Annotated in this window: 13 protein-coding genes; 3 read left to right on the forward strand and 10 right to left on the reverse strand. The window is 70.8% G+C overall.

Translation table 11 applies throughout. From position 1 onward, the window contains the following. Positions 1 to 49: 49 nt before the first annotated feature. A complete protein-coding gene (locus tag MLE64_RS08715) occupies positions 50 to 793 on the reverse strand; it encodes an ABC transporter ATP-binding protein (protein ID WP_243317372.1) in 744 nt (247 codons plus the stop codon). Positions 794 to 865: 72 nt separating this feature from the next. Here MLE64_RS08715 and MLE64_RS08720 point away from each other — a divergent pair, with 72 nt between their 5' ends. From MLE64_RS08720 to MLE64_RS08730, 3 genes are all read left to right on the forward strand, one after another. Beyond that, positions 866 to 1,453, forward strand: a complete 588-nt coding sequence (locus tag MLE64_RS08720) for a hypothetical protein (protein ID WP_243317373.1) — start codon at positions 866 to 868, stop codon at positions 1,451 to 1,453. Between the two features lie 14 nt (positions 1,454 to 1,467). Beyond that, complete coding sequence (locus MLE64_RS08725; RefSeq protein ID WP_243317374.1) at positions 1,468 to 2,256, forward strand: SDR family oxidoreductase; 789 nt, start codon at positions 1,468 to 1,470, stop codon at positions 2,254 to 2,256. Between the two features lie 82 nt (positions 2,257 to 2,338). Further along, positions 2,339 to 3,334, forward strand: a complete 996-nt coding sequence (locus MLE64_RS08730) for a hypothetical protein (RefSeq protein WP_243317375.1) — start codon at positions 2,339 to 2,341, stop codon at positions 3,332 to 3,334. Between the two features lie 124 nt (positions 3,335 to 3,458). Here MLE64_RS08730 and MLE64_RS08735 read toward each other — a convergent pair whose 3' ends face one another. The 9 genes from MLE64_RS08735 to MLE64_RS08775 form a co-directional block, all read right to left on the reverse strand. Beyond that, positions 3,459 to 4,835: a M20/M25/M40 family metallo-hydrolase gene (locus MLE64_RS08735; protein WP_243317376.1), complete on the reverse strand. Its 1,377-nt coding sequence runs from the start codon at positions 4,833 to 4,835 to the stop codon at positions 3,459 to 3,461. Between the two features lie 78 nt (positions 4,836 to 4,913). Further along, positions 4,914 to 5,912 (reverse strand): N-acetyl-gamma-glutamyl-phosphate reductase, encoded by a 999-nt coding sequence (gene argC, locus MLE64_RS08740; RefSeq protein WP_243317377.1) that lies wholly within the window; start codon positions 5,910 to 5,912, stop codon positions 4,914 to 4,916. Next, positions 5,909 to 6,961 (reverse strand): hypothetical protein, encoded by a 1,053-nt coding sequence (locus tag MLE64_RS08745; protein ID WP_243317378.1) that lies wholly within the window; start codon positions 6,959 to 6,961, stop codon positions 5,909 to 5,911. The genes argC and MLE64_RS08745 overlap by 4 nt, the downstream gene beginning before the upstream one ends. A 25-nt stretch (positions 6,962 to 6,986) precedes the next feature. Next, on the reverse strand, positions 6,987 to 8,174 hold the full coding sequence (gene argG, locus MLE64_RS08750) for an argininosuccinate synthase (protein ID WP_243317379.1): 1,188 nt from the start codon (positions 8,172 to 8,174) through the stop codon (positions 6,987 to 6,989). Positions 8,175 to 8,298: 124 nt separating this feature from the next. Continuing rightward, a complete protein-coding gene (argH, locus tag MLE64_RS08755; RefSeq protein ID WP_243317380.1) occupies positions 8,299 to 9,657 on the reverse strand; it encodes an argininosuccinate lyase in 1,359 nt (452 codons plus the stop codon). Next, positions 9,654 to 10,715 (reverse strand): M20/M25/M40 family metallo-hydrolase, encoded by a 1,062-nt coding sequence (locus MLE64_RS08760; RefSeq protein WP_243317381.1) that lies wholly within the window; start codon positions 10,713 to 10,715, stop codon positions 9,654 to 9,656. The genes argH and MLE64_RS08760 overlap by 4 nt, the downstream gene beginning before the upstream one ends. After that, the gene (gene argB / locus MLE64_RS08765; RefSeq protein ID WP_243317382.1) at positions 10,712 to 11,662 is read right to left on the reverse strand and encodes an acetylglutamate kinase; all 951 of its coding nucleotides are present in this window, start codon (positions 11,660 to 11,662) and stop codon (positions 10,712 to 10,714) included. The genes MLE64_RS08760 and argB overlap by 4 nt, the downstream gene beginning before the upstream one ends. A 26-nt stretch (positions 11,663 to 11,688) precedes the next feature. Continuing rightward, positions 11,689 to 12,678, reverse strand: coding sequence for an N-acetylornithine carbamoyltransferase (locus tag MLE64_RS08770; protein ID WP_243317383.1), 990 nt, complete (start codon positions 12,676 to 12,678; stop codon positions 11,689 to 11,691). 140 nt (positions 12,679 to 12,818) lie between these two features. After that, complete coding sequence (locus MLE64_RS08775) at positions 12,819 to 13,958, reverse strand: aspartate aminotransferase family protein (RefSeq protein ID WP_243317384.1); 1,140 nt, start codon at positions 13,956 to 13,958, stop codon at positions 12,819 to 12,821. Between the last annotated feature and the right edge of the window lie 58 nt (positions 13,959 to 14,016).

A 14,016-nucleotide genomic window follows, 5' to 3' on the forward strand; every position in this document is an offset into this window, starting at 1 on the left:
GTCACTCCGCTCTTCCTGAGGCCAGAGGACTGAGGCCTGAGGCCTACCTTCACAGCCACGAGAGCGCCCCCTTCTGCCCGCCGCCCACCAGATCGACGAAGAGCTGCTCCAGGCTCTCGCCGCCGCGGCGCAGCTCGTCCAGGGGGCCGAAGCCCTTGAGCCGGCCCTCGTCCAGGATGGCGATGAGGGGGCAGAGCTTCTCCACCACCTCGAGGATGTGGCTGGTGAGCACCAGCGTCACGCCGCGCTGCTGCAGGCTCTGGAGGATGTCCTTGATGGTGCGGCTGGTGACGGGGTCGATGCCTTCGAAGGGCTCGTCCAGGAACACGACCTGGGGCCCGTGGATCAGGGCGGCGCAGAGGGCCACCTTCTTCTTCATGCCGAAGCTGTAGTCCGCAATGAGGGTCTTGGGGCCGGGCGCCAGGTCCAGGGCGTCGAACAGCTCCTCCCGGCGGCCGTCGATGAGGGCGTCCGGCATGCCGTACATCCGCCCCACGAAGCGCAGGTACTGGGGGCCCGTGAGCATGTCGAGGAGGGCCATGTCCTCGGGCATGGCGCCGATCTGGCGCTTCACCGCCAGGGGATCGGCCTCCAGGTCCAGGCCCAGCACGCGGATGCTGCCCGACGTGGGCTTCAGCAGGCCCGTGACCATCTTCAGCGTCGTGCTCTTCCCGGCGCCGTTGCGGCCCAGCAGGCCCAGGAAGGCACCGGGTTCCAGGGCGAGGCTGAGGCCGTCGACGGCCGTCTTGCCGCCGAAGCGTTTGGTGAGGGAGGCCAGTTCCAGGGCGGGCATCCTCCGAGGGTAGCAGTGGCGTGCCGAGAGCCATCGGGGGCCATCAGGGGGCATCCGAATCGCTGAGCCGGTATGCTGGGCGCCATGAAGCCCGCCCTCTTCCCGGTCGCCGCCCTGCTGGTCCTCTCAGCCATGCTGGCGCTCTCCGGCTGCGCCAAGCCCGAAACCGGGGGGCTCTCCGGCGCCGCCACAGCGCCCCTGGGCGACCTCAACCTGGTGCGCGCCAAGATCCCGCCCATCCTGCTGGCGGCCCAGAAGGCCCCCTACGGACCGCCGGCGGATCCCACCTGCGCCGGGCTGGTGGCGGAGGTGCGGCAGCTGGACGCGGTCCTGCCGCCGGACCTGGACGCCCCGCCGGCGACGGACCCGAGCCTGGGCGAACGCGGGCGGGCCGAGGCCAGCGGCGCGGCCGTGGGCGCCGTGCGCCATACCACCGAGGGCCTCATCCCCTTCCGGGGCTGGGTGCGGAAACTGAGCGGCGCCGAGCGCCACTCCCGGCTGGTGGCCGAGGCCGTGGCCGCGGGCCTGACCCGGCGAGCCTACCTCAAAGGTCTGGGTCAGGCCCAGGGCTGCCCGCCGCCCGCCGCGCCCCGGCGCGCCGAACCGGCCGCGCCCGCCCCCCTGCTTCCCGGAAACCCGACACCACCCCCATCCCGGTAGCCCAGGAGGAACCCATGGATCTCGGCATTCGCGGCAAGGTGGCCATGGTGGCGGCCGGCAGCAAGGGGCTGGGCCGCGCCACGGCCCTGGCCCTGGCGGCGGAGGGCTGCGCCGTGTCGGTCTGCGGCCGGGGCGGCGAGGCCCTGGCGGCGGTGAAGGCCGAGCTGGAGGCCCTGGGCGTGCCCGCCCTGGCCCTCGCCGCGGACGTGGCGAAGGCCGAGGACCTGGCCCGCTGGCACCAGGCCACGGCGGTGGCCCTGGGCCCCGTGGAGATCCTGGTGACCAACACGGGCGGGCCCAAGGCGGCCGGATTCTCGGGGCTTTCCGACGACGACTGGGCCGCCGGGGTGGAGTCCACGCTCATGAACGTGGTGCGCCTCTCGCGGCTCGTGCTGCCCGGCATGCGGGCGGCCCGGTGGGGGCGCATCGTCCACATCACCAGCCTGGTGGCCAAGCAGCCCGCGCCCCTGCTCACCATCAGCTCGACGCTGCGGGCCGGCCTCTCGGGCCTCACCCGCACCCTGGCCCAGGAGACCGCCGCGGACGGGATCACGGTGAACGCCGTCCTGCCCGGCCACGTGATGACCGACCGCCAGGTCCACCTGGCCGAGCTGCGCTCCGCCGCCGAGGGCATCTCCATGGACGAGTACTACGCCCGCACCGCCGCCGCCATCCCCGCCGCCCGCATTGGCGACCCCGGGGAGGTCGGCGCCGTCATCGCCTTCCTCTGCGGCCAGCCCGCGAGCTACGTCACCGGCCAGAGCCTGCTGGTGGACGGAGGGCTGGTGCAGGGGACCTTCTAGGTCCGGTTCAACCGCCGGAGGGTTTCCCCCCTCGAATGCTGCAACAACCCAAGGGATGGTTCCTTCCCAATCCGAGGTCGCCATGCGCGCATCCGTGGTCCTGCTGAGTCTCCCCCTCCTCCTGGTTCCGGGATGCGCGCGCCTGCAGGTGTGGCTTGGCTGGCGGGCGCGTCTGGACAAGGTCCAGGTCGTCAGCCTGGCGTGCCGGTTCCCGAAGGGCCAGAGCATCGCCCCCGGGGAGTCGCTTCCCCTCGTGGTGGAACTCACGGAGCCCGATGGCACCCGCCTGCTGTCCGAAGGCGAGGGGAAGGGCAAGGTGCGCTGGGAGGAGCTGCGGGTGGAGGCCTCGGTGGTCGAGGTGGGGCGCCGGGGGCGGCTGACCCTCCCCGCGGATCCGCGCCTCAGCGACGGAAGGACCCCGCACGTGGTGGTGACGGTGCCCAGCCATCCCGGGCTGCGGGCGGAGGCGGACCTCCAGATCCGCTACGACCAGGCCTTCGTGGCGACCTTCTCGGGCTCGGCAGGCGCCTCGGGCCTGGATGGGCTGAGCGGGTCGGATGGGATGAGCGGCGCCATGGGATCCTTCGATTCCGACAATCCCTCGCCAGGCGGGAACGGGTCCGATGGGGGGACCGGCAGCGACGGCTCGGACGGGGGAGCCGGGGGCGACGCCCCTCCGGTCCTGGTCCAGGTGGCCCTCCGCCCGGGGCCCCGCCCCCTCCTGCAGGTGCGGGCCGAGGGGGGCCAGGTGGTGAAGTACTTCCTGGTGGATCCCCTCGGAGGGACGCTCCAGATCAAGGCCGAGGGCGGGCCCGGCGGGTCCGGGGGCCGAGGGGGCCGCGGGGGACGGGGCGGATCCGGGGGCCTGGGATCGCCCAATGGCCTGAGCGGAAGCGACGGCCGGAGTGGCCTGGATGGACAAGACGGCCCCCCGGGGCGGCCGGGCCCCATCACGGTCACCTACGATCCCGCGGCGAGGCCCTACCTGTCGGCGATCCAGGCGATCTACCGGGAGGGCGGACGGCGCCCCGGACCGAGGCCCGTCTTCCAGGAGGCGCCGGTGGCAGCCCTCTGGTGAGACCTGGTACGCAGAAGCGGGGGGGGGGGGGGGGCGGGGGGGGGGGGGGGGGCGCCGGGGGGGGGGGGCCCCGCCCACCCCCCCCCGCGGGGCCCGGCCCCCCGCTTCTGCACAGGGAACGATTTCAGCTCTTGAACCCGCTCACCGTCTCGAAGTAGTGGGCGAACGCCGCGATGCCACCCGAGGCCTGCTCCCAGTCGTAGTTTTCGTTGGGGGCGTGGTAGCCGTGGCTGGGGAGGCTGAGGCCCAGGAAGAACACCTCGCAGCCCAGGATGTCCTCCATGGTCTTCACGGCGCCGATGCTGCCGCCCTCGCGGGTGAAGGAGCAGGGGGCGTCGAAGGCGAAGCGGTAGGCGTCCTTGATGGCCTCGGCGTAGGGGCCGGTGACGTGGCCCTTGAAGGGGGCGAGGCCGTGCTCTTCGTGGAACTGCACGTCGGGGAAGTGCTCGTTCACGAAGGCGCGGATGCGCTCGATGGTCTTCGCCTCGTCCATGTCGGGCACCAGGCGGCAGGAGAGCTTCACCTCGGCCCGGGGGGGCACGGCGCTCTTGATGCCGGGGCCCGTGTAGCCGCCCACGACGCCGTGGACCTCCATGGTGGGCCGGCCCCACACGCGCTTCATGACCTTGATGGGATCCTCCGTACGCATGCCGGTGATCATGTGGTCCTTCTTGAAGGTCTCCACACTGAAGCCCGCGTGGGCCCACTCCTCCAGCTCCTGCTTGGAGGGCTTCACCACTTCGTCGTAGAAGCCGGGGATCTTCACCTTGCCGGTCTCGCCGTCCATCATGGCGGCGACCACCTTGATGAGCTCGGCCAGGGGGTTGCGCGCCGCGCCGCCCACCACGCCGCTGTGCAGGTCGTGATCCGCCGTCTCCAGCGTCAGGCGGAAGCCCTTGAGGCCGCGGAGGCCCGCCGGGGTGCTGGGCTTGCCCCGGGTGATCCAGACCGTGTCGCTCACCACGATGGCGTCGGTCTTCAGGCGGTCCCTGTGGCGGTTCAGGCCGCCCTCGAAGCTGGGGGAGCCGATCTCCTCCTCGGTCTCCCACAGGAAGTGGATGTTGAGGGGCACGCCCGCCTTCCGGGCCGCCAGGGCGCCGAAGAAGGCCGTGACGGCCGGGCCCTTGTCGTCCGTGCTGCCGCGGCCCCGGTAGGTGTCGCCGTCCACCACGAAGGTGAAGGGCTCCGCCGTCCACTCGGGCTCGTTGGCGGGCTGGACGTCCATGTGGTTGTAGACCGTGATGGTCGAGCAGCTCGGATCCTCCCCGAACCAGCCGTGGATGAGCGGGTTGCCGCTGGTCTCCAGGATCTCGGCCTTGCCTCCGTGCCGCTCGAAGAGCGCCCGCGCGGCCTCGGCCACGCGCCGCACATCGCCCTGGCGGGCCGGATCGGCGCTGATGGAGGGGATCTCCACCAGGGTCTTCAGCTCCGCCTCGAAGGCCGCACGGCTCGCGCTGGCGAACTGCCCCAGGGCTTCACGGGTGAGAAGGGACGGATTCATAGACGCTCCGGAAAGGGTCAATCATCATCCCACAACCGGAAGTCTTGTCTATTAAGCGATCTAGCTGTCCTCGATGCCTCAACCCGGGTAGCCCCCCGCCACCTTCAGCCCCGTCCACTCCGGCAGCCCCAGGGCCAGGTTGAGGTTCTGCACGGCCTGGGCGGCCATGCCCTTGCCCAGGTTGTCGAGAGCCACCATGACGGCGCCGTGCCCGCCCTTGGCCACCACGCCGATATCTGCGAAAGCGCTCCCCGTGGTGGCCGCCACCCTCGGGCTGCCGTCCACGATCCGCACAAAGAACCGCCCTTTGTAGAATTCCTCGTAGTGGGCCCGAAGGGCCCCTGCTTCCATTCCCGGGGGAAGCGGGAATTGCGCCGTGGCGAAGATCCCCCGGACCATGGGCGCGCTCTGCGGCACGAAGCTGAGGGGCGCCTCCCAGCCCTCGGTCGCCAGGGTGCGCAGCACCTCGGCCTCGTGCTGGTGGCTGAGCATCTTGTAGGCGCGGAAGTCCGTGGCGCGCGTCGGATGGTGGGTGGTGTCCGACGGCGCGGCGCCCGATCCCGAGGAGCCCGTGGCTGCCGTGACGGCCACGAAGGCGGGCTTCCAATCGGCCAGCGGCAGCAGGGCCAGCTGCAGGGCCGTGGCGAAACATCCCGGGTTGGCGATGCGCCTGGCGCCCCTCATGCGCTCGGGCTTCCAGTCCACCAGCCCGTAGACCCAGGCGGGATCCAGCCGGAAGTCCGTGGAGAGGTCGATGACCGTGAGGCGCTCCAGCAGGTCGTGATCCTTCCCCGCGGCCTCGATCTCCGGCCAGAGCTTGCCCAGCTCCCCATGGGGCAGGGCCGAAAAGAGGACCGGATTCGGGCTCTGGGCCAGGGCCGCCCAATCCGGCGCGGCCTCGAAGGTGCCCTCCACCAGCCCCCGCAGGTTCGGATGCTGCGCGTGGAAGGGCTTGCCCGCATGGCTGCGCGCCGTGCCCCGCAGGGAGGCCACCGCCGGATGGTTCGAGAGCCAGCGCAGCAGCTCCCCCCCGCCGTAGCCCGACGCGCCGAGGATGAGGACATCAACCTTGCTCATACCTTGGCCGAGATCTTGGGCTCGACGAGGCCGAGGACGAACTTGCCGAGGGCGTCGGCGTCGGCGCGGGCGTTGCGGGCGGGGAGGCCGAGGGTGGCGATGAAGCGCTCGCCCACGCGGTTGTCCGTGGCGGGGCCGGCCACCAGGTCCGTCTGGATGCCGAAGGCGGACTTCAGGTACTGGACGCCACCCGCCGCGCCCACGGGGTCGTTGGCGCAGAGGAGGAAGGCGCCGCCCAGGGCCTTCAGGTCCGGGTCCGACAGGATGGACTGGACGCCGTACTCGCCCATGATGCCGTCGCCGGTCTCCGCCACGATGACATCCACGCCGTGGGTCGCCAGCTCCGAGAAGATGATGTGCGACATGGCGGCGGCGCTGTCCGCGTCGGTGCAGACACTGCCGGCATCCGTGAAGTCCAGGGCCACCTCCGCGCCGTAGTCCCGCATGGCCAGGGCGTCGCGCATGAGCGACACGCCCGTGAGCTTGCAGCCGCCCACGCGGTAGCCCGCCCGGCTGAGCACGCGGATGGCGGCGCAGGCGGCGGCGGTCTTGCCCGCGTTCATGCAGGTGCCGGCCACGTAGACCACGGGGCAGTGGGGCGAGAGGCTGGTGCCCTTGAGGGCGCCCATGCGGATGTGGGCAGGCTGGCCGGCGCGGGACTGGAACTCGGGGAAGACGAGCACCTGGCCCAGCACCTCCAGCTCGAAGGGCTTGCCCACGTCCGGGTTGTGGGAGAGGCACTTGCCGAGCACGCCGCCCATGTTGAGCAGGTTCACCGTGTCGCCGGGCTTCAGGGACTCGGGCATGACGCCCTCGTAGCCCTGCAGCGCGTTGCGGTGGCCCAGGGCCCCCACGACGATGTCCCCGTCATGCAGGGTGCTCATGCGCCCGTGGGGATCCTCCAGCTGGTTGTAGGTGGTCTTCTCGCCGCGGATGCGGCAGGCGATGACCGAGCCCTCCTCCAGCAGGATCTCCGGCCCGAGGGTGAGGGTCCGGCCCAGCCGCAGGTTGCGGGTGACCGAGGCGAGCTTGTCGACGTGGATGCGCATGGGGACCTCTGATGGATTCGGGGGATCAGTTCGGCTTGGCCTTGAGGGTCAGAACCTGCTGGACGCCGAAGAGCTTGGCGAAGCCGGCGGCCTCCTCGCCGGTCCAGAGCTTGTTGGCTTCGCCGTAGGTGGCGATGCGGGGGTCCATCAGGGAGTAGGGGGACTGCACGCCCTCCACCACGAAGGCGCGGGGGTGCAGGGTGAGGCGCACCTCGCCGCTCACGCGGTCCTGGCTGGACGTGAGGAAGGCCTCCAGGTCCCGGGCCAGGGGATCGAAGAAGTGGCCCTCGTGGAGGAGCGAGCCGTAGAGGTTGCCGAGGCTCTCCTTCCAGAAGAGCTGCTTGCCGCTGAGCACCAGCTTCTCCAGCTCCCGGTGGGCGCCGATGAGCAGGTGCGCCGCCGGGGCGTCGAAGCCCACGCGGCCCTTGATGCCCAGGATGGTGTCGCCCAGGTGCACGCCCCGGCCGATGCCGTAGGGGCGGCCCACGGCGTTGAGCTGGGCGATGAGGGTGACGGGGTCCATGCTGTTGCCGTCCAGGGAGACGGGCACGCCCTGCTCGAAGCCGATGACCAGCGACTTGGGGGCCAGGGTGCCGATGACGCCGCCGGGGAAGGCCGCCTCGGGCAGGGAGGTCCAGGGGTCGAGGGTCTCGCGGCCGCCCACGCTGGTGCCCCACATGCCCTCGTTGATGGAGTAGTCCTTCGTCTTCGGCGGGAAGATCACGCCCCGGTCGGCGCAGTAGGCCATCTCCTCCGCCCGGGACAGGGCCAGGTCGCGGATGGGGGTGAGCAGGCCCAGGTCGGGCGCCAGGGCGCGGAAGGCCACGTCGAAGCGCACCTGGTCGTTACCCGCGCCCGTGGAACCGTGGGCGATGGCGGCGGCGCCCATGTCCTTGGCCAGCTCCGCCACGGCCTTGGCCTGGCAGACCCGCTCGGCGGAGACGGACAGCGGGTACATCTGGCCCCGCAGCACGTTGCCGTAGACCAGGTAGCGCAGGTAGCCGTCGAAGAGTCCGGTCCGGGCGTCCACCGTGGTGTGGCTCACGGCGCCCAAGCGGGGCGAGGCGGCCTCGATGCGGGCCAGCTCCTCGGGCGAGAACCCGCCGGTGTTCACCGTGACCGTGGCCACGTCGTAGCCCTGCTCCTTCAGGTAGAGCACGCAGAAGGAGGTGTCGAGACCTCCCGAGAATGCGAGGACCGCGAGCTTGCTCATGGGAGACCCTTCATGATGTGAAAGAAGAACGCCAACCGCGGAGAACGCAGAGAACGCGGAGAAAGACCGGTTTTCCTCTGCGCTCTCCGCGTTCTCCGCGGTGAAACAACAGAAGCGATCATCCCTAACCCGCCCATAGCGCGGCCTCCGCCTGGGCATGGAGGTTCTGCTTCGCCTCGATCCAGCCTCGAGCGGCGGCGAGGTCGGTTTCCAGGGCGTCCAGGGCCAGATTGCCGGCGCCGCCCAGGTGGGTGGCGGTGAGGGCGCTGCGGTCCGGAGCGAAGGTGCCGTCCTGGATCTGCTGGGCCACCTTGCGGTAGGCCTCGCGGAAGGGCAGGCCCTGTTGCACGAGGACGTAGGCCTGATGGGCGGCGTAGAGCTCGTCGCTGGAGGCCTGGGAGGCGGCTTCGGCCTTCACCTGGAGGGCGGGCAGCAGGGGCGTCAGCACGGTGAAGAGGTCCTCGGCGTGGCGCAGGGCGGTGATGAGTGGCTGCTTCAGCAGCTGGAAGTCCCGGTGGTAGCTGGAGGGCAGGCCCGAGGCGAGCTGCTCCACCAGACCCGCCGCGCCCCGCAGCTCCCGGCAGCGGCCGCGAGCCAGCTCCACCACGTCCGGATTCTTCTTCTGGGGCATGATGCTCGAGCCCGTGGTGAAGGCGTCCGGCAGCTTGAGGAAGCCGAACTCCTCGGTGCTGTAGAGGGAGACATCCCACAGGAACTTCTCCAGCACACCGCCCACGGAGGCGGCCCACTGGAGCACGGCGGCCTCATGGCGGCCCCGGCTGTTCTGCACGTCGATGGGGCTGCGCTGCACCTTCGAGAAGCCCAACAGCTTCGCCGTGAGCGCCCGGTCGATGGGCAGGGGCACGCCGAAGCCCGCGGCGGATCCCAGCGGGCAGCGGTCCAGGCGGCCGTACACGCCCTGCAGGGCCTCGAGCTCCTCCAGCAGGCCCTCGGCGAAGGCCGTGGCCCAGAGGCCGAAGGTGCTGGGCATGGCCCTCCGCAGGTGGGTGTAGCCCGGCAGGGGCGTGTCCTGGTGGGCCTTGGCGAAGGCCAGGAAGCCCTCGGCCAGGTCCGCCACGCGCAGGCCCAGGCGCACCAGCTTGTCCCGAAGGTAGAGGCGCAGGGCCAGGATCACCTGGTCGTTGCGGGAGCGGGCCAGGTGGATGCGCCCGCCCGCGGGGCCCAGGTGCCGGGTGAGGTCCACCTCGATGGCGGTGTGGCCGTCCTCCATGTGGGGCGGGATTGGGAAGGCGCCCTGCTTGGCGAGGTTGGCGATGCGCCGCAGGCCGCGGACCAGCGAGACGGCATCGGCTTCGGGGATGAGGCCCGTGGCGGCCAGCATCTTCGCGTGGGCCGCGCTGCCCAGGGCGTCCCAGGCCAGGAGGGCCAAGTCCGTCTCGGGATCCTCGCCCACGGTGAAGCGGTGGATGGCCGCATCAAGGGGGATGTCCTTCGCCCAGAGGGTGGTGGCTTCAGGCCTCATGCGGGCACCTGCATCTTGAAGAACGCGGGGACGAGCTTGGCATAGAAATCCGCGCCGGCCTCAAGTTCCTGGATGGTCAGGTATTCGTTGGGGCTGTGGCTGCGGAAGGTGTCGCCGGGGCCGGCCTTCACCGCCGGGATGCCGCCGAGGAAGGCCCAGTCCGAGGTGGTGCCGGAGCCCACGGGGCCCGCCTTCTTCGCGGCCTGGAGGGCGGCGCGGACGATGGCGTGCTGGGGGTCCGTGCCCTTGGGCAGGTAGCGCTTGGAGTGGATGGCGACCTCGCTCTCCAGCTGCCGCTGGAAGTCGGCGCAGAGGGCGTCGTGGTCCTGGTCCGGGCCCGTGCGGAGGTCGATGAAGAACTCGCAGGCGTCGGGCACCTGGTTGCGCCGCAGGCCGCCGCTGATCTGGGTGACCTGGGCCTTCTGGCTGCCCAGCAGCGGATGGGCCGGGAAGTCCATGGCCGCGACCTTGGCGATGTCCCGGGCCGCCTTGTGGATGGCGTTCTCGGCGCCCAGCATCTGGGCGTTGGCCACGTGGCCGCTCTGGCCCCGGGCCGTGCACTTCAGGAGGAGCATGCCCCGCTGGGCGGCGCAGATGCGAAGACCCGTGGGTTCGCCCACCACGGCGCCATCGAAGGGGCCGAGCTGGTCGAGGATGGTGGCGATGCCCTGGCCGCCGGTCTCCTCCTCGGCCGTGAGGGCCACGACCACCTCGCCGTCGAGGGGCTGTTTCGCGAGGTCGAAGGCCGCGAGCAGGATGGCGGTCACGCAGCCCTTGGCGTCGTTGGCACCCAGGCCCTGGAGCCGGGAGCCGTGCCAGACGGGCGTGAAGGGGTCGCCTTCCCAGCCGGCGCTGGGCGGCACGGTGTCCAGGTGGGAGTTGAGCAGCAACCGGGCGCCGCCCGGCTTTCCGAAGCTGAACCAGAGGTTGTTCCCCTGGCGCTGGACCTTGAAGCCCTGGGTGGCCAGGAGGTTCTGCACCAGGTCCGCGAGGGGGCCCTCCTCGCCGGACACGCTGGGCGTGCCGACCAGGAGCGTGAGCAGCTCGGCGGGGCTCATGGCTTGGTCCCCGCGGTGGGCGCGGCGGCGCCCGATGCGATCCCGGGCACGATCCCCGATACGATCATCGTCCCGCTGCCTTCGTTGGTGAAGATCTCCGCCAGCAGGCCGTCCGGCGCGACGCCGCTCACCAGGTGGGCGCTGGAGACGCCTCCCTGGAGGGCCGCCTTCACGGCCGCGAGCTTGGGCCGCATGCCGCCGCTGATGATGCCCTTGGCCTCGAAGGCGGCCAGCTCGTCCAGGGTGGCGTGGGGGATGAGGGACGAGGCCTTTTTGACGTCCTTCAGCAGGCCCGGCACGGAGAGCAGGAAGAAGAGCTTCTCCGCGCCCAGCGCCGTGGCCAGGCTGGCGGCGATGGTGTCGGCGTTGGTGTTGTAGATGGCGCCGTCCACCCCCCCGGAAAGCGGCGCCACCACGGGCACGAAGCCTCCCTCGAGCAGGTGGCTGAGCACGTGGGGATCCACGGCGTCGATGTCGCCCACCAGGCCGTAGTCCACCAGCTGGGGCTCCGTGGCGCCGTCGGGCACCACGGGCACCGGAGGCCGCTTGGTGGCCTTGAGCAGGCCCGCGTCGAGGCCCGTGAGGCCCACGGCGGGCACGCCCGCGGCCTGGAGCTCCGCCAGCAGATCCATGTGCACCTGGCCCGCGAAGACCATCTTGGCGGCGTCCAGCACCTCGGGGCTCGTCACCCGGCGCCCCGCTACCTTCTGCACGGGGATGTTCATGGACTCGCAGACGGCGTCCAGCTCGGCGCCGCCGCCGTGCACCACCACCACCCGGATGGAGAAGGACCACAGCAGGGCGATCTGCTCGGAGAAGGCCTTGCGGATCTTGGGCTCGGCGATGACTTCGCCGCCCACCTTCACCACGAAGGTCTTCCCGCGGAACAGGCGGACGTAGCGGGAGGCTTCCTTGAGGGCGGCATAGGGATTGGGGGAGAGCGGCATCAGAAACTCCAGGATCGGACGGGAGATCAGGCGTTAAGAAGGTGGTGGATGGTGGCCCGCTGCACGTGGAAGCGGTTCTCGGCCTCGTCCACCACGCGGCTCCAGGGGCCGTCCAGGACGCTGTCGTGGACTTCCAGGTTCCGGCGCACGGGCAGGCAGTGGGTGAAGATGGCTTCCTTGGCGGCCTTCTGCATGTGGGCGGCGGTGGGCATCCAGGCGGAGAGGTCGGTCATGGGCGCGGCCTCCAGGCCCGACGTGGTGGAGGGGCCCCAGGCCTTGGCGTAGACGGCGGCGCTGCCCTCCAGGGCGGCATCCTGGTCCGTGGTGTAGACGATCTTCCCCCCGGTGGCCGCGGCGTACTTCTCCGCCTCGGCCCGCACTTCCGGCGCCAACTCGTAGCCCTTGGGGTGGGCCACGCGGATCTCCGCCCCGCAGGTCGCGGCGGTCAGCAGGAAGGAGTTGGGCACGGCCTTGGGCAGGGGCTTCATGTGAGGCGCCCAGGTGAGGGTGACGGGCACCTTGGTGGTGCCATGGGCCTCCTGGATGGTGAGGAGGTCGGCCAGGCCTTGGTGCGGGTGCTCCCGGGCGCTCTCCATGCTCAGCACCGGCACGGTGCTGAAGCGGCGGAAGGCGTTGATGATGGGATCCAGCTCGTCGATGTCGTCACCGTCGCCGTGGCTGAAGGTGCGCACGGCCAGGGCGTCCACATAGCGGCCCAGCACGGGCACGCCCTCGCGGACGTGCTCGGCCCGGTCCTGGTCCATGACGGCCCCGTCCCGGTCCTCCAGCTTCCAGGTGCCTGCGCCCACCTCGAGCACGATGGCGTGGCCGCCGTGGCGCAGCATGGCCGCCTCGAAGCTGGCCCGGGTCCGCAGGCTGGGGTTGAAGAAGACCATGCCGAGGATGCGGTCCGCGAAGATGGCGCCGGGCGGTTCCTTCTTCCAGGCGGCGGCGGTCTTGAGGATCTCCGCCACTCCGGCGGGACCCAGGTCGGCGATGCGGGTGAAGTGCTTCATGGAAACCTCGGGAAAGACTGGAACCGCGAATGGCGCGAATCGCCCTTCAGGCACGCGAATGGAAAAGCGGAAAGAAAGATCAGTTCAGGAAGGGGCAGCCGTCAGGCCTTCATTTGCGAACATTCGCCTCATTCGCGGTTTCAAGCCTTGAAGGACTTGATGGCGGCGACGAGGGCCTGGAGGGCGGCGTCGCTGACGTTGAGGGGAGGCATGAGGCGCAGCACCTGGGGATCGCCGGAGCCGCCCAGGAGGATGTTCTGGGCCATGAGGTGCTTCTTGAGGGCGGCGGCATGGGGCGTGCGGAGGCCCAGCAGCAGACCTTCGCCCTGGATCGCCTCGACCACAGATCTCTTCAGTTCCTTTCGAAGCCGCGCCGCGGCTTCGGAAGCCTGCGTCATCAGCCCTTCTGATTCGATGACGTCCACGGTGGCCAGCAGGGCCGCACAGGCCAGCGGGCCGCCGCCGAAGGTGCTGCCCAGGTCGCCGCCCTTGAGCTTCGAGGCCACGGCGGTGGTCATGAGGAGGGCCGCCATGGGCACGCCGGAGGCCAGGCCCTTGGCGGAGGTCATGAGGTCGGGCCGCACGCCGTAGAACTGGGCGGCGAAGGGCGTGCCCATGCGGCCCATGCCCGTCTGGATCTCGTCGAAGATGAGCAGGGTGCCGCTGGCGTCGCACTTGGCCCGCAGGGCCTGGAACCATTCGCGGGAGGCGGTCTTGATGCCGGCCATGCTCTGGATGGGCTCGAGGATGACGCCGGCCACGTCGGAGAAGTCGGCCGCGTCGAGGGCCAACCGGTCGCCGAAGGGCAGGCGCAGGCAGGGCGTGAGGCTGTCGGCGAAGGGCTGGGTGATCTTGGGGTCGTCCGTCACCGAGAGGGCCAGGGTGGTCCGGCCGTGCCAGCCGCCGTCGAAGGCGGCCAGCGTCTTCCGGCCCGTGAGCAGCAGCGCGACCTTGAGCGCGTTCTCGTTGGCCTCGGCGCCGCTGTTGCAGAAAAAGACCGAGTCCATGCCGGAGAAGGCCGTGATCTTCGCGGCGGCGGCGTCCCGCACGGGCAGGGCAGCGGCTGCGGAGTAGAAGAGCAGCGAGGCGGCCTGGTCCGCCACGGCCTTCACCACCTTGGGATGGCTGTGGCCCGTGGCGCACACGCAGTGGCCGCCATAGAAGTCCCACCAGGCCTGGCCCCGGTCGTCGAAGACCCGGTCGCCCTCGCCCTTCACCAGCGGGAAGGGATAGGGGGCGTAGGTGGGCAGGAGGGCGGGGACGGCGGAGGTGGAAGGCATGCGGAAATCCTGTGCATATGCGCGCATGGGGATGCATAACCATGCAATCGATTGCATA

This window comes from Geothrix paludis, from assembly GCF_022808815.1.
GTDB lineage: Bacteria > Acidobacteriota > Holophagae > Holophagales > Holophagaceae > Geothrix > Geothrix paludis.

Bases quoted from the DNA above. Each gene is read 5' to 3' on its own strand.
- MLE64_RS08720 (WP_243317373.1), top strand. From the start codon at position 866: ATGCTGGGCGCCATGAAGCCCGCCCTCTTCCCGGTCGCCGCCCTGCTG.
- MLE64_RS08770 (WP_243317383.1), bottom strand. From the start codon at position 12,678: ATGAAGCACTTCACCCGCATCGCCGACCTGGGTCCCGCCGGAGTGGCG.
- argH (WP_243317380.1), bottom strand. From the start codon at position 9,657: ATGAGGCCTGAAGCCACCACCCTCTGGGCGAAGGACATCCCCCTTGAT.
- argC (WP_243317377.1), bottom strand. From the start codon at position 5,912: ATGAGCAAGGTTGATGTCCTCATCCTCGGCGCGTCGGGCTACGGCGGG.
- MLE64_RS08760 (WP_243317381.1), bottom strand. From the start codon at position 10,715: ATGAGCCCCGCCGAGCTGCTCACGCTCCTGGTCGGCACGCCCAGCGTG.
- MLE64_RS08735 (WP_243317376.1), bottom strand. From the start codon at position 4,835: ATGAATCCGTCCCTTCTCACCCGTGAAGCCCTGGGGCAGTTCGCCAGC.
- MLE64_RS08725 (WP_243317374.1), top strand. From the start codon at position 1,468: ATGGATCTCGGCATTCGCGGCAAGGTGGCCATGGTGGCGGCCGGCAGC.
- argG (WP_243317379.1), bottom strand. From the start codon at position 8,174: ATGAGCAAGCTCGCGGTCCTCGCATTCTCGGGAGGTCTCGACACCTCC.
- argB (WP_243317382.1), bottom strand. From the start codon at position 11,662: ATGCCGCTCTCCCCCAATCCCTATGCCGCCCTCAAGGAAGCCTCCCGC.
- MLE64_RS08715 (WP_243317372.1), bottom strand. From the start codon at position 793: ATGCCCGCCCTGGAACTGGCCTCCCTCACCAAACGCTTCGGCGGCAAG.
- MLE64_RS08730 (WP_243317375.1), top strand. From the start codon at position 2,339: ATGCGCGCATCCGTGGTCCTGCTGAGTCTCCCCCTCCTCCTGGTTCCG.
- MLE64_RS08775 (WP_243317384.1), bottom strand. From the start codon at position 13,958: ATGCCTTCCACCTCCGCCGTCCCCGCCCTCCTGCCCACCTACGCCCCC.
- MLE64_RS08745 (WP_243317378.1), bottom strand. From the start codon at position 6,961: ATGCGCATCCACGTCGACAAGCTCGCCTCGGTCACCCGCAACCTGCGG.